General features: G+C 63.1%; 12 protein-coding genes. 4 read left to right on the top strand and 8 right to left on the bottom strand.

Annotation, left to right across the window (positions count from 1 at the left end):
- The first annotated feature begins 86 nt into the window (after nucleotides 1–86).
- On the top strand, nucleotides 87–476 hold the full coding sequence (locus tag FJ970_RS15695) for a metalloregulator ArsR/SmtB family transcription factor (RefSeq protein WP_140758082.1): 390 nt from the start codon (nucleotides 87–89) through the stop codon (nucleotides 474–476).
- Nucleotides 477–487: 11 nt separating this feature from the next.
- Here the strand turns inward: FJ970_RS15695 and ilvN are convergent, their stop codons facing one another.
- Nucleotides 488–1,063, bottom strand: a complete 576-nt coding sequence (gene ilvN / locus FJ970_RS15690; protein WP_140758083.1) for an acetolactate synthase small subunit — start codon at nucleotides 1,061–1,063, stop codon at nucleotides 488–490.
- A gap of 78 nt (nucleotides 1,064–1,141) precedes the next feature.
- Nucleotides 1,142–2,893, bottom strand: a complete 1,752-nt coding sequence (locus FJ970_RS15685) for an acetolactate synthase 3 large subunit (protein WP_246682545.1) — start codon at nucleotides 2,891–2,893, stop codon at nucleotides 1,142–1,144.
- A 491-nt stretch (nucleotides 2,894–3,384) separates the two neighbouring features.
- Here FJ970_RS15685 and FJ970_RS15680 point away from each other — a divergent pair, with 491 nt between their 5' ends.
- Nucleotides 3,385–5,193, top strand: coding sequence for an NAD(P)/FAD-dependent oxidoreductase (locus FJ970_RS15680; protein WP_140758085.1), 1,809 nt, complete (start codon nucleotides 3,385–3,387; stop codon nucleotides 5,191–5,193).
- 190 nt (nucleotides 5,194–5,383) lie between these two features.
- On the opposite strand, the gene FJ970_RS15675 is transcribed toward FJ970_RS15680, so the two are convergent.
- Both FJ970_RS15675 and FJ970_RS15670 read right to left on the bottom strand, forming a co-directional pair.
- A complete protein-coding gene (locus tag FJ970_RS15675; protein WP_140758086.1) occupies nucleotides 5,384–5,968 on the bottom strand; it encodes an HD domain-containing protein in 585 nt (194 codons plus the stop codon).
- Entirely contained in the window at nucleotides 5,965–7,116 is a 1,152-nt protein-coding gene (locus tag FJ970_RS15670; protein ID WP_140758087.1) for a gamma-butyrobetaine dioxygenase, read from the bottom strand. Before FJ970_RS15670 ends, FJ970_RS15675 begins: the two co-directional genes overlap by 4 nt.
- A gap of 119 nt (nucleotides 7,117–7,235) precedes the next feature.
- Here FJ970_RS15670 and FJ970_RS15665 point away from each other — a divergent pair, with 119 nt between their 5' ends.
- Nucleotides 7,236–8,123, top strand: coding sequence for a LysR substrate-binding domain-containing protein (locus FJ970_RS15665; protein ID WP_140758088.1), 888 nt, complete (start codon nucleotides 7,236–7,238; stop codon nucleotides 8,121–8,123).
- 6 nt (nucleotides 8,124–8,129) lie between these two features.
- Here FJ970_RS15665 and FJ970_RS15660 read toward each other — a convergent pair whose 3' ends face one another.
- The 3 genes from FJ970_RS15660 to FJ970_RS15650 are packed head-to-tail and all read right to left on the bottom strand — an operon-like array spanning nucleotide 8,130 to nucleotide 9,580.
- Nucleotides 8,130–8,660 carry a GNAT family N-acetyltransferase gene (locus FJ970_RS15660; protein ID WP_140758089.1) on the bottom strand — a complete coding sequence of 177 codons (531 nt, stop codon included), beginning with the start codon at nucleotides 8,658–8,660 and terminating at the stop codon, nucleotides 8,130–8,132.
- A gap of 43 nt (nucleotides 8,661–8,703) precedes the next feature.
- Nucleotides 8,704–9,012, bottom strand: a complete 309-nt coding sequence (locus FJ970_RS15655; protein WP_140758090.1) for a hypothetical protein — start codon at nucleotides 9,010–9,012, stop codon at nucleotides 8,704–8,706.
- Between the two features lie 4 nt (nucleotides 9,013–9,016).
- On the bottom strand, nucleotides 9,017–9,580 hold the full coding sequence (locus FJ970_RS15650) for a helix-turn-helix domain-containing protein (RefSeq protein ID WP_140758091.1): 564 nt from the start codon (nucleotides 9,578–9,580) through the stop codon (nucleotides 9,017–9,019).
- Between the two features lie 155 nt (nucleotides 9,581–9,735).
- Between FJ970_RS15650 and FJ970_RS15645 the strand changes: the two genes are divergently transcribed.
- Nucleotides 9,736–11,568 carry an ATP-binding protein gene (locus tag FJ970_RS15645; protein WP_140758092.1) on the top strand — a complete coding sequence of 611 codons (1,833 nt, stop codon included), beginning with the start codon at nucleotides 9,736–9,738 and terminating at the stop codon, nucleotides 11,566–11,568.
- A gap of 201 nt (nucleotides 11,569–11,769) precedes the next feature.
- Here FJ970_RS15645 and FJ970_RS15640 read toward each other — a convergent pair whose 3' ends face one another.
- Nucleotides 11,770–12,564 carry a GGDEF domain-containing protein gene (locus tag FJ970_RS15640; protein ID WP_140758093.1) on the bottom strand — a complete coding sequence of 265 codons (795 nt, stop codon included), beginning with the start codon at nucleotides 12,562–12,564 and terminating at the stop codon, nucleotides 11,770–11,772.
- Nucleotides 12,565–12,639: the final 75 nt, after the last annotated feature.

Raw genomic sequence — 12,639 nt, 5'->3', positions numbered from 1 at the left:
TTAGGTATTTAGGCAATAGTCTAAATGACGTTCGGGAAAATACCGGCAGGCGTCTCGACGATGTCTGCGATTACGAGGTGCGCACAGTGGTCGAGAAAGCAGAACAGGAGGCTGAGGCCGGCATCGGCGGCAGCGGGGCGATCCAGCGTGTGTTCGAGGCGCTGTCGTCGGCGCCCCGGCGCAGGATTCTCGCCTACCTCGCCCACTCGTCGCTGACTGCGGGCGAGATCGCGGCGCGCTTCGACATGTCGAAGCCATCGATCTCGCAGCACCTGAACATTCTGGAGACGGCCGGCCTCATCGCCAGGGAGCGTCAGGGACAGTTCATCCACTACTCGCTGGTCGAGAACAATCTGGTGAACACCCTGAACGGCTTCGTTCAGGATGTCTGCCCGGTGTCGCGGCCGCTGAAAAGGGAAAGCAAGGCCCTGGCCAGCGGCAAGGTCGAGGCCCCATCGGCAAAACCCGAGGACTGATCCGTGTCGGCCTACATCCCCTGCGAGCCGCGGTTCATCGCCGCCACGCCGGTGCGGCAGATCTCGACCAGGCCGAGCGGCTTCATGATGGCGATGAACTGGTCGATCTTGGAGCCCTTGCCGGTGATCTCGAAGATGAAATGCTCGGTGTTGGCGTCGATGACACTGGCGCGGAAGGCGTCCGCCAGGCGCAGCGCTTCGACCCGGGCCTCGCCGGTGCCGGCAACCTTGACCAGCGCCAGTTCCCGCTCCAGCGGCCGCTCCTGCCCGAACTCGTGCGAACGCACGGTGAGATCGACGACGCGGTGGACCGGCACGATGCGCTCGAGCTGATGCTTGATCTGTTCCAGCACATGCGGCGTGCCGCGCGTCACGATGGTGATACGTGACAGGTGTTTTTCATGCTCGGTCTCCGAGACAGTCAGGCTCTCGATATTGTAGCCGCGCCCGGAAAACAGGCCGATGACCCGGGCAAGCACGCCCGGTTCGTTATCGACCAGCACGGAAAGCGTGTGGTTTTCCGGCCTCTCCGTCTCCTTGGCGATGAAGTAGGCGGACCCGGTGGGTTGAAGGTGCTGTGCGTTCATGACATGAATCTCAAATTCTGGACCTAATTATCTGTTTTCGCACGGCTTCTTTTGACAAGCCCTGCCTCGGCTCGTCGTCTACACCAGTTCCCTGCCCTTGGCGTCGACGGCATTGGCAACCGCCTCGTCGGTCGCCTCGTCGGGCAACAGCATCTCGTTATGCGCCTTGCCCGAAGGGATCATCGGGAAGCAGTTGGCGAGCGTTGCCACGCGGCAGTCGAACAGCACCGGCTTCCTGACCGAGATCATCTCCTTGATCGCGTCGTCCAGTTCGTCGGGCTTGTCGCAGCGAATGCCGTGACCGCCATAGGCCTCGGCCAGCTTGACGAAGTCCGGCATCGCCTCGGTGTAGGAATGCGACAGACGATTGCCGTGCAGCAGCTGCTGCCACTGCCGCACCATGCCCATATACTGGTTGTTGAGGATGAAGATCTTGATCGGTGCATCGTGCTGCACCGCCGCGCTCATCTCCTGCATGGTCATCTGCACCGAGGCGTCGCCGGCGATGTCGACGACCAGTGCATCGGGATGCGCGATCTGCACGCCGAGCGCGGCCGGCAGGCCGTAGCCCATCGTGCCCAGGCCTCCCGATGTCATCCAGCGGTTCGGCTTCTCGAAATGATAGTGCTGCGCCGCCCACATCTGGTGCTGACCGACCTCGGTGGTGATGTAGGTGTCCATGGTCTTGGTCAGTTCATAGAGCCGCTGGATGGCGTATTGCGGCATGATCACGTCGTTGTTCATCTTGAAGGCGAGTGAATCGCGCGCGCGCCATTTGGCGATCTGCTCCCACCAGGGATAGAGCGCCTTCTTGTCGGTCTTGGCGGTTGCCCGCCACAGCCGCACCATGTCTTCCAGCACCCGGCCGACATCGCCGATGATAGGCACTTCGGTGTGGACGTTCTTGTTGATCGAGGACGCATCGATATCGATATGGATTTTTCGCGAGTTCGGCGAAAACGCATTCAGCCTGCCGGTGATGCGGTCATCGAAACGCGCGCCGATGCAGATCATCACGTCGCAATCATGCATGGCCATGTTGGCTTCGTAGGTGCCGTGCATGCCCAGCATGCCCAACCAGTTCTTGCCCGAGGCCGGATAGGCGCCGAGACCCATCAGCGTCGAGGTGATCGGGAAACCGGTGAGATCCACCAGTTCGCGCAGGAGATGGCTCGCTTCCGGGCCGGAATTGATGACGCCGCCGCCCGAATAGATGACCGGCTTCCTGGCGGTAGCCATCAGTTCGACCGCGGCCTTGATCTTCTCCAGGTCGCCCTGGACTTTCGGCTGGTAGCTGGTGCGCGGCGCGATCTGCGGCGGGACATAGAAGCCCTTGGCGAACTGCACGTCTTTCGGGATGTCGACCACGACCGGACCGGGACGGCCGGTCGTCGCGACATGGAAGGCCTCGTGGATGGTCGCGGCGAGCTCGTTGACGTCCTTCACCAGCCAGTTGTGCTTGGTGCAGGGGCGCGTGATGCCGACCGTATCGCATTCCTGGAACGCGTCGGAGCCGATCAGCGAAGTCGGCACCTGGCCGGTCAGGCAGACCAGCGGGATCGAATCCATCAGCGCGTCCTGTAGCGGCGTCACCGCATTAGTGGCGCCCGGGCCCGATGTCACCAGCATGACGCCGGCCTTGCCGGTCGACCGCGCATAGCCCTCGGCGGCGTGGCCGGCGCCCTGCTCGTGCCGCACGAGAATATGCTCGACCTCGTCCTGCTGGAAAATCTCGTCATAGATCGGGAGAACGGCGCCGCCCGGATAGCCGAAGACATGCTTGACGCCATTGTCCTTCAGCGCCTGCACCACCATTTCGGCGCCAGTCATTTCCCTACTTGGCATCTCGCGCCGCTCACTCTGTCCATTGCTCATCGGTCTGGTCCCGTACTGTCGCCATTTGGGCGTTGCTGGTCGTTTAGTCGTGTTTCAGGCAATAAAAAAGGCCCCCGAGGGAGCCTGTGTGTGCGCATGGGAGGTCTTCGCCCGGCGGTTACACCGCCTTGCCCACGCGCCTTCCTACGAGAATGAGTGCCGTTTTCATGGTGGCGGACCATAAAGGCGAACGCGCGGGGTCGTCAATGGGGTACGGCACGAATTCACTCGCCTGTGAGATAGGGCTCCGCCACGCGCTACCATAGTACAGTTGAGCCCGTCCCATCGACGCACCACTATCCCGGGCTGACGACGTGCCTGGGAGGAGACGCGTTGCCGGCGAATGGGAGTCCCTTCCCCAGGTAGGGAGGTCCTGGCCGGCCGCTTGCTGTTCCAGTGGAAGCCTGAACAGGCGCTCTTGGAAACCGACAACCGGAGGAGAAACCATGCTCGAGAGAACACCCACAACGAAGGCGCAAGCGCTGCTCGACAAGTTTGGCAAGGCGCTGGAGACCGGCGACATCGACGCGGCCGTCAACTGTTTCCAGGCGGATTGCTACTGGCGCGACCTCGTCACCTTCACCTGGAACCTGAGGACGATGGAGGGCCAGGATCAGGTGCGCGACATGCTGACGGCGACCCTGGCTGGAACCAAGCCGAGCGAATGGAAAGTGGCCGAAGGCGAGGAGGCGACCGAGGCGGACGGCGTCACCACCGCCTGGATCACCTTCGAGACCGAGGTGGCGCGCGGTTTCGGCCTGGTGCGGTTCAAGGGCGAGCTGATCTGGACCTTGCTCACCACCATGGCCGAACTCAAAGGCCATGAGGAAAAGGCGGGGTTCACCCGCCCGCTTGGCGCCAAACACGGCCACGGCAAGGACAGGAAATCCTGGCGCGAGGAACGTGACGATGAACTCGCCGAACTCGGCCGCAGCAAGCAGCCTTATGTCGTGATCATCGGCGGCGGCCAGGGCGGCATCGCGCTCGGCGCGCGCCTGCGCCAGCTCGGCGTTTCAGCCATCATCATCGAGAAGAACGAGCGCCCCGGCGATTCCTGGCGCAAGCGCTACAAGTCGCTCTGCCTGCACGATCCGGTCTGGTACGACCATCTGCCCTATATCGACTTCCCCAAGAACTGGCCGGTCTTCGCGCCCAAGGACAAGATCGGCGACTGGCTCGAGATGTACACCAAGGTGATGGAACTGAATTACTGGTCCTCCACCTCGGCGAAATCCGCGAAATACGACAAGAAGACCAAGGAATGGACCGTCGTGGTCGAACGCGACGGCGAAGAGATCGTGCTCAAGCCCAAGCAGTTGGTGCTGGCCACCGGCATGTCCGGCAAGGCGAACTGGCCGAAATACAAGGGCCAGGACATCTTCAAGGGCGAGCAGCAGCATTCCTCGACCCATCCAGGTCCCGACAAATACCGCGGCAAGAAGGTCGTTGTCATCGGCTCCAACAACTCCGCCCACGACATCTGCGCGGCACTCTGGGAGGGTGGCGCTGATGTGACTATGGTGCAGCGTTCCTCCACGCACATCGTCAAGTCCGATACACTTATGGATATTGGGCTCGGCGCGCTCTATTCGGAGCAGGCGGTCGAGAACGGCATGACGACACGCAAGGCCGACATGATCTTCGCCTCCCTGCCCTACCGCATCCTGCACGAATTCCAGATCCCGCTTTACCAGCAGATGAAGGAACGCGACGCCAAGTTCTACGCGGACCTGGAAAAGGCCGGCTTCCTGCTCGACTGGGGCGATGACGGCTCGGGCCTCTTCATGAAATATCTGCGCCGTGGTTCAGGCTACTACATCGATGTCGGCGCCTGCGACCTCGTCATCGACGGTTCGATCAAGCTCAAGAGCGGACCAGGCGCCGCGGTTCAGGAGCTGACGCAAACCGGTGTCAAATTCGCCGATGGAACCGAATTGCCGGCCGATCTCGTCATCTATGCCACCGGCTACGGCTCGATGAACGGCTGGGCGGCGGACCTCATTTCGCTGGAGGTGGCGGACAAGGTCGGCAAGGTCTGGGGCCTTGGCTCCGACACCGCCAAGGATCCCGGCCCCTGGGAAGGCGAGCAGCGCAACATGTGGAAGCCGACCCAGCAGGAGGCGCTGTGGTTCCATGGCGGCAACCTCCATCAGTCGCGCCACTATTCGCAATATCTGGCGCTGCAGCTAAAAGCCCGGCAAGCTGGCTTGCCCACACCGGTCTACGGATTGCAGGAGGTTCATCACAAGGCTTAGTCCTGCCTCGAGGGGTTTGAACGAAACCGCGGCGGCGGGAGGGCTGAGCCCGCCGCTCGGATGATCGACAACCGGGGCGAGAGCACTTGCGGCAGCCAAACGCTCGCCGCAGGTCTCCGGCCGGTGTGCGGCCACCGCGCTTTCGCCATCGAAGGAGAAACACATGGCTGTCTCGCGGTGATTGGTCGCGTCAGGCGCGATTGGCGAAGTCGTGCACGACGCGCTGCAGCAACGGCACATAGTCGCGGAACGCCCGCGTCCGCATATTTGCAACCTTGCCGCCCTCGTCCCAGATGCGAACCCGCACCGCTTCCTCGTGGAACGGGTTCTTGCGGAACGCGGCGACCTCGTCGGCACTCATCGGTCCGCCCTGCAGCGACAAGGTGTGAACCGAAGCCGGCGACAGCCTGGAGAAATAGGTCGGGTCCGTGGCGCAGAGATAGCGTTTGGCGGCGACATGCAGCCGGACGCATTCGACGATGACCGGCGGGAAGAACGGCGCCAGCACCTCGCCGCCGGCCTCGTCATGGTGCTTGTCCTCGACATCGTCGGGGGAATAGGTGCCGAACTCGCTGGTGTAGTGGCCGATGTCGTGCAGCAGCGCGGCGGCCACCAGCACCTCGGGCGCTCCGTCCTGTTCCGCCAGCCAAGCTCCTTGCAGCATGTGCTCGGACATCGTCACCGGCTCGCCGAGATAGGATTCGGCACCCCTGCGCTCAAAAATGTCGGCGATGAATTCGACGATGGTGTCCGCGTTCAGATCCTGGCCGCTCATTCCGCGGCCTCCTTGAAGCCGTGTTCGATCGCGGCGAGCGTCGACAGCAGGCCGTCCTTGTCTGCGTAGCATCCCTGCAGCCAGCGCTTGCCGGTGCCGGAAAACGCCTTGCGCGCATGCATGACGCGGGTGTTGTCGACGATGAAGGCCTGGCCGGGCTCGAGCTTGAAGGTGACTTCGAAGGACGGATCCTCGATCAGTTCGGCGAAGCGGCGGTAGGCGCCATAGTAGCGATCCATGTCGGCGAACGGCACATCGACGGTCGGCGCCAGCGAGCGGTTGTTGAAGCGGATGCAGATCAATTCGCCATCGGGTCCGAGCTCGATCATCGGCCGTTTGGACTGCAGCCGCACACCGGACGACCCCGCATATTCGAACCGCGCCGCATGGGAGCTCAACAGCCGAAAACCGTCGGGGTTTTCCGCCTGTAGGGCGGCCGCCACGGCAAAGCCGTCAACGACGCTGGATTCACCGCCCTTCACCGTGTTCTCGATGCAGAACAGGATCTGCAGCGTCGGCACCGGATCGCGATAGGGATTGTCGGTATGCGCCTGCAGGCCGAGATTGGTGTAGGCGAGGTTGTTCGGGTTGACCTCGGCGCGCACTTCGAACCAGCGGCCGTAATTGGTCTCCCTGATATAGCCGAACAGGTCGGATACCTTGCACAGCGCCCCGGATTCGGCCGGCAGCCCGTCCATCACCGCAAAGCCGTAAGTCCTCACCGCCGAAAGCCATTCGCGCAGGACACCGCGGCCGTGGAAGGCCGCCGGATAACTGGCGCGCGGCAGCGAGTTCTGCATCGTCGCCTTGGTCCAGCGCTGGATGACATCGCCTGTCCAACCGGGCTGGCGTGTCTCGTCGCGATCATAGGCGTTTGCATCAAGCCATTGGGCGGGAAAGCTGACCGTTTTTCCCTCCGGTTCGAAGCTGATCTCCAGCGCTTCGGCCTTGATCGAAGCAGCGCCAATTCTCGTACCGGCCGGAATGTCGAGGATGGTGACCAAGCGCTGGCCATTGCCGGCGCTGCGCGTCTTGTCGTCGAGCGCATTGTCGCGCAGCCAGATGGCGTGAAAGCGGGTGCGCCTTCCATCCTGCCAGCCAAGTTCGATTGTTCTGCCTTCGTCGCCGATCAGCGCGTGGGTCAACATGGAGATCAGGTTCCCGTGTCTATCCGCCCATGGCCAGATCCTGGGCTTCGATTGCATGTTGAGCGCACCGCAGGCATAACTCAAATTATCATTTTTTAGCCAAAGGCCGAATTCTCGTAATGGCTCGGAGATTTATCCCCACGCTGCCTCCACTCGACTGGCTGCGCAGTTTCGAGGCCGCGGCACGGCTGTCGAATTTCACCGCGGCGGCTGCCGAACTCGGCCTGACCCAGGCGGCCGTCAGCCAGCATATCCGGCTGCTCGAGGAACGGCTGAAGACGCGGCTGTTCTCGCGGCTGGCGCGTGGGGTCGCGCTGTCGCCCGAGGGCGCCGCCTACCTGCCGCACATCCAGTCGGCCTTCGCCACCATTGGCAGCAGCACCACGGAATTGTTCGAACCGCGCGCCGTGCGGACCGTCCAGATTCGGGCGCCGATCTCGTTTGCCTTGCTGGCATTGGTTCCGGCGCTGCCCGATCTCGCCGAGGCGCTGCCGCGCGTCCAGCTCGATCTGGTGACGATCCACCGCCCGACCGACTACGATCTGCCGGGCTCGGCGCTCGACATTCGTTTCGGCAATGGATCCTTTCCTGGACGCGAGGCCGAGAGGCTGACCGCCGAGCGGCTTGTACCGGTAGCAAGTCCGGCTTTGGCCAAGGCCGCCGACTGGACATCGCTGCCGCTGCTTCTCGTGGCCGGCGCGCGCGAGATGTGGTCGGAATGGTTCGCGGCGGCCGGATTGGCCGGCCATCCCCAGCGGTCTCATCGCTTCGACAGTTTCGTCGCCGCGATGGAGGCGGCGAGCGCCGGTGCCGGCGTGCTTCTGGGGTCGCGCCCGTTGATCGACGCGGCGCTCGACAGTGGGGCGCTGGTCCCGCTTTCCGATTTTGAGCTCCCCAGCACGTCGGGGCATTTTCTGACCAGGCCGTCGACCGCGCACCTGACCAGCGCCGAGCAGGATTTCCGCCACTGGCTGATAAAGCGCCTTGCCGGAAAGGCCCGGACCTGACCGGCGCTACCGCGACGCTGTGCCGATACGCTTCCAGTAGATCAGTGTGCCCGTCAGCCCGCCATGCGGCTTCAGCGCATAATCCGGTACCTCGCCGGCCAGGGTGAAGCCGAGCTTCTCATAAAGTCCTGAAGCACCCTCCTCCGTCGCCGTATCCAGAACCAGCAGCGTGCGCCCCTTCTCCACCGCAAGGCGTTCGGCGGCCCGCATCAGGCGTGTCCCGACACCCCTGCCCCGCTGCTCGACCGATGTCATCAGCTTGGCGATCTCGGCCCGATGCGGCTGGTTGGGCGGGCAGTCGAGCAGCAAGGTGACGGTGCCGACCAGAGCCCCGCCGTCCCATGCCCCAAGCACCACTCTTTGCCCTCGCGCCGCCGCGGCCAGCGACGTCTCCCAGAATGCCCTTGCCGCCTCCGGCGCCAGCGGATGCATGAAGCTGACCGATCCGCCGGCGGCAACCGTTTCGACCAGCAGATCCGTCAGCAGTGCGAGTGTTTCCTGGCTGGCGGTCAACGGCCCGATTTCTATGGCATTCATATCTGGTCCTCTGGAAACGATTGATGGGATCGACAGCGCTGGGTCAATCGAGATGGCGCACACGACGCCGCTTGCGCGCGGCCTTGATGGCGCTGATGCGTTCGGTGTCCTCTTCCCTGAGATGCCGACCGCGCTCGAGGATCTCGAGCGTGTATTCCTCATAGGTCAGGCCCAGCCGTTCAGCCTTGTCCATGCGCATCAGCATCACCTCGCGGCTCGGCGCCTTCCACGCCTTGGCGTGCGCCGCCTGCCAGGCCAGGAAGATGTAAGGATCGCCCTTGCCCCATGGCGGTCCCTTGTAGTCGTCAAGAGGCGGCCCCCCATTGTGGGAGCGCTTTGGCCGTCTTGCCATGATGTCAGCCCCTGACCAGCGCGACGAGATAGTCGGCGCCCGGCTCCAGCGCATGGAAGGTGCAATCCGACGGCGCCCCAAGTGCCAGGCAGTCGCCGGGCTCGAGCCTGTGCACCTGATCCCCCTCGGTGAATTCGAGTTTTCCCGAAATCAGCCAGATCTGTTGCTTGATGAAGGCGTAGGAAGCCGCCGGCAAGCTGACTTTCGCGCCTGCCGGCAGATGGACCTTGATCAGTTCGAGCGGCATGTCGCAGGCCGGCGACAGATGCCGCCTGACATAGCCCGTATCGGGGTCGCGCCACACCGGCTGGTCGGCCGTGCGCAGCAGCCCGCCGCCTTGCAATTCCGCGCGCGCGATGAGGGTCGAGAGCGTCATGCCGAAGGCCGCCGCGATGCGCACCAGAAGCGCGGCGGTCGGGCTGGTCATGCCGCGCTCGATCGTGCTCAGCATCGCCTTGGAAACGCCGGACCTCTCGGCGAGTTCGGCCAGCGACCAATCCCGCATGATCCTCTCGGCGTGAATGCGCCTGCCGATGGTCGAGGAAATATCGTTCGCTATATCATCCATTCGTCCATTATAGCGAAATAGGGAACTCGAGTGAAGAGCCATCTCACGATAATTTTCACCCGGACCTTAATCCTCTCTACACCATCCGACCTCATCCGACCTTAACCCCGATCCTGTAGGGTCCGGTCTCCAGGGAAATGGGGATTGGCCTGTCCATGTATGTCGAACGCGAGGCTTCCGTCGGAGAACCGACATCGCAGGAGCGCCGCAACGCAGAGCAGAACGTTCGGCGCATCCTGGGCAACGTCGTGCAATGCGACGGCGCGCGCGCCACCATCAGCGCCTATGCCGAGGATGTCGACGGCGCGGTCACCGGCCTGTGGACGGTCGGCAAGATGATCTCCATCAATCTGGGCACCACGCGCACCGTTGGCCTGGTCTATGCGATCGGCAAGTCGGATCGCGCCTGGAGCAATGAGGGCCAGAACGCCATCGAGGTCAGCATCGAGCTGATCGGCGAAGTGCGCGACGGCGCCGAGCCCGGCGCCAAGCCGATCTTTGACCGCGGCATCACGAGCTATCCGCATATCGGCGCCGTCGCGCACCGCATCCGCACCCGCGACCTGCAGGCAGTCTATGACCTGGCCGGCCGCCATTCCCTTACCATCGGCTCGCTGGCGCAAGACGAGGCCATCGCCGCCAACATCGCGATCGACGATACGCTGGCGCGCCATTTCGCCATTGTCGGCACGACCGGCGTCGGCAAGTCGACCGCCGTGTCGCTGCTGCTGCGCAAGTCGATCGCGGCGCGACCCGACCTGCGCATCCTGATCCTCGATCCGCACAACGAATTCGCGGCCTCGCTACCCGAATATTGCGTCAGGGTCGATTCCAAGACACTCGACCTGCCGTTCTGGATGTTCACGCTGGAGGAATTCGCCGAGGTGCTGTTTCGCGGACGCGAAACGGTGCCGGAAGAGATCGACGCTCTTCGCGACCTCGTTCCGATGGCCAAAAACCTCTATCGCAACCCCAATTCCGGCGCCTACCTCAGGCGCGGCAGCGATGCGCTGACCGCCGATACCCCGGTGCCTTATCGCATCGCCGACCTGCTCAAGCAGATCGACGAGCGCATGGGCTTGCTCGAAAGCAAGAACGATCGCCCGACGCTCAAATCGTTGAAGACGCGCATCGAATCCGCGGCTGCCGATCCGCGCTACCGCTTCATGTTCAATTCGCGCCTCATCGAGGACACCATCCACGAGACGATCGGCAACATCTTCCGCGTGCCGCATCATGGCCGACCGGTAACCTGCTTCGAGATGGCCGGGATGCCTTCGGAAGTGGTCAATTCCGTCTGTTCGGTGCTGGCGCGCCTAGCCTTCGACCTTGCCTTGTGGAGCGAAGGCAAGCTGCAACTCCTGTTTTTATGCGAGGAAGCGCACCGCTACATGCCGGCCGATGCTCGTCTCGGCTTCGCGCCGACCCGGCATGCGCTGTCGCGCATCGCCAAGGAAGGCCGCAAATATGGCTGCTATCTCGGCGTCGTCACCCAGCGCCCTGGCGAGCTCGACCCGACCATCCTGTCGCAATGCTCGACCTTCTTCGCCATGCGGCTCGCCAACGAGCAGGACCAGGCGATCATCCGCTCGGCAATAGCCGATTCGTCCGCCTCCACGCTCGCGTTCCTGTCCTCCATGGGCCAGCGCGAAGCAATCGCCTTCGGCGAAGGCGTGGCGACGACCATGCGGCTGAAATTCGAAAGACTGCCCGCTCACCTGCTTCCCGGCACGGCCAAGCGCGACGAAGAAATGACGTCTAAAGCCGGCGAGGTCGATCTGGTGGCGATCGTCGAGCGGCTGCGCAACGTGCCGAAACCGCAGAGCCAGGCGATGGCCTTCGCCGAGGTGGTCGATTCCGGCCGGCAGGCCGGCGACCCCGACTATCGTAAAGCGCCAGCGGCGGCGCGCGTGCAGTCGGACGAAGATTTCGACACGCGCTACGGCCTCAAACCCGCCACCTTCGGCCTGCGCCCGCAGAACGATTGAGCTTAACCCCTGCTTTCGCGTCAAATTTCCGTGGTTCTGCTTCGCTGGACAGCTTGGGTAAATCCCGTCAGGAAATTCGTCAGGCTGAGTCGATTGGTGTCGACTTCGAGAACCGGAGCGGAGCGGACGTTTGGTCCGTGAGCACCGGAAGCGCAGAAGTCGGCATCAAGCGGCCAGCATCACGAATTTAGTGACGGGATTTCAGGCGCAGACGCGATTGCGGCCTTGCCTCTTGGCTTCGTAGAGCTGGCGGTCGGCGCGGCGATAGAACTCCTCCGCCGTTTCCTTGCGGTCCCAGACGGCAAGCCCGACGCTGGTCGTGATCTTGAGCCGGACATTGTTGCCGGAGAGGATCGACATGTTGGCGATCGCCTTGCGGATGCGCTCGGCGAATTTGGCCAGAAGGTCCGCCTCCATATTGGGCGTGACAACGGCGAACTCCTCACCGCCCAGGCGCGCCACGACGTCGTGATAGCGTGTCATGTCCTTGAGGCAACTGGCGACCGCCCTGAGCACCTCGTCGCCGACATCGTGGCCATGCGTGTCGTTGACCTGCTTGAAATGGTCGAGATCGAGGATCATCAGCCCGACCGGCTTTTCGATGCGGCGGAACTCCTCGAGATATTCCTTCAGCGCGTCATCGAAATAGCGTCGGTTCTGCATGCCGGTCAGGCCATCGGTCAGGGCGGCGTGCTCGAGCGTTTCGGAGCGGGCGCTGAGCGAAACCGTCATGGCGCGAAGTTTGCCTTCTTCCGTCGCCTGTTTGCGGATCAGCGGGTAGATGAAGAAGACGCCGAAAAACAGCGCGGTCGCAAGCAGCACGCCCGTCGCGAACAACAGCTTGTTGAGGTAGATGACCTTGTCCAGGCCCGACTGCGTATGGAGTTCCGGGGCGAAGGATTGCAAGAGCCCATAGGAGTGCAGCGTCACCAGGCCGGCAGCCAGGATCACGAAGATGAAGACGAAGAAAGCGGATTCCGCCTTGTGAAAACGCATCTGCTCCCCGATGGAAAAGTACCCCAGGACCTTATGGCATGGACCGGCTTACGGAGCGTTAATTCCGGCAACTTC

It is taken from the genome of Mesorhizobium sp. B2-1-8, assembly GCF_006442545.2.
Taxonomy (GTDB): Bacteria; Pseudomonadota; Alphaproteobacteria; order Rhizobiales; family Rhizobiaceae; genus Mesorhizobium.
The sequence above is the reverse complement of the archived record's forward strand: the minus strand, read 5'-3'. Positions and strand labels throughout refer to the sequence as shown.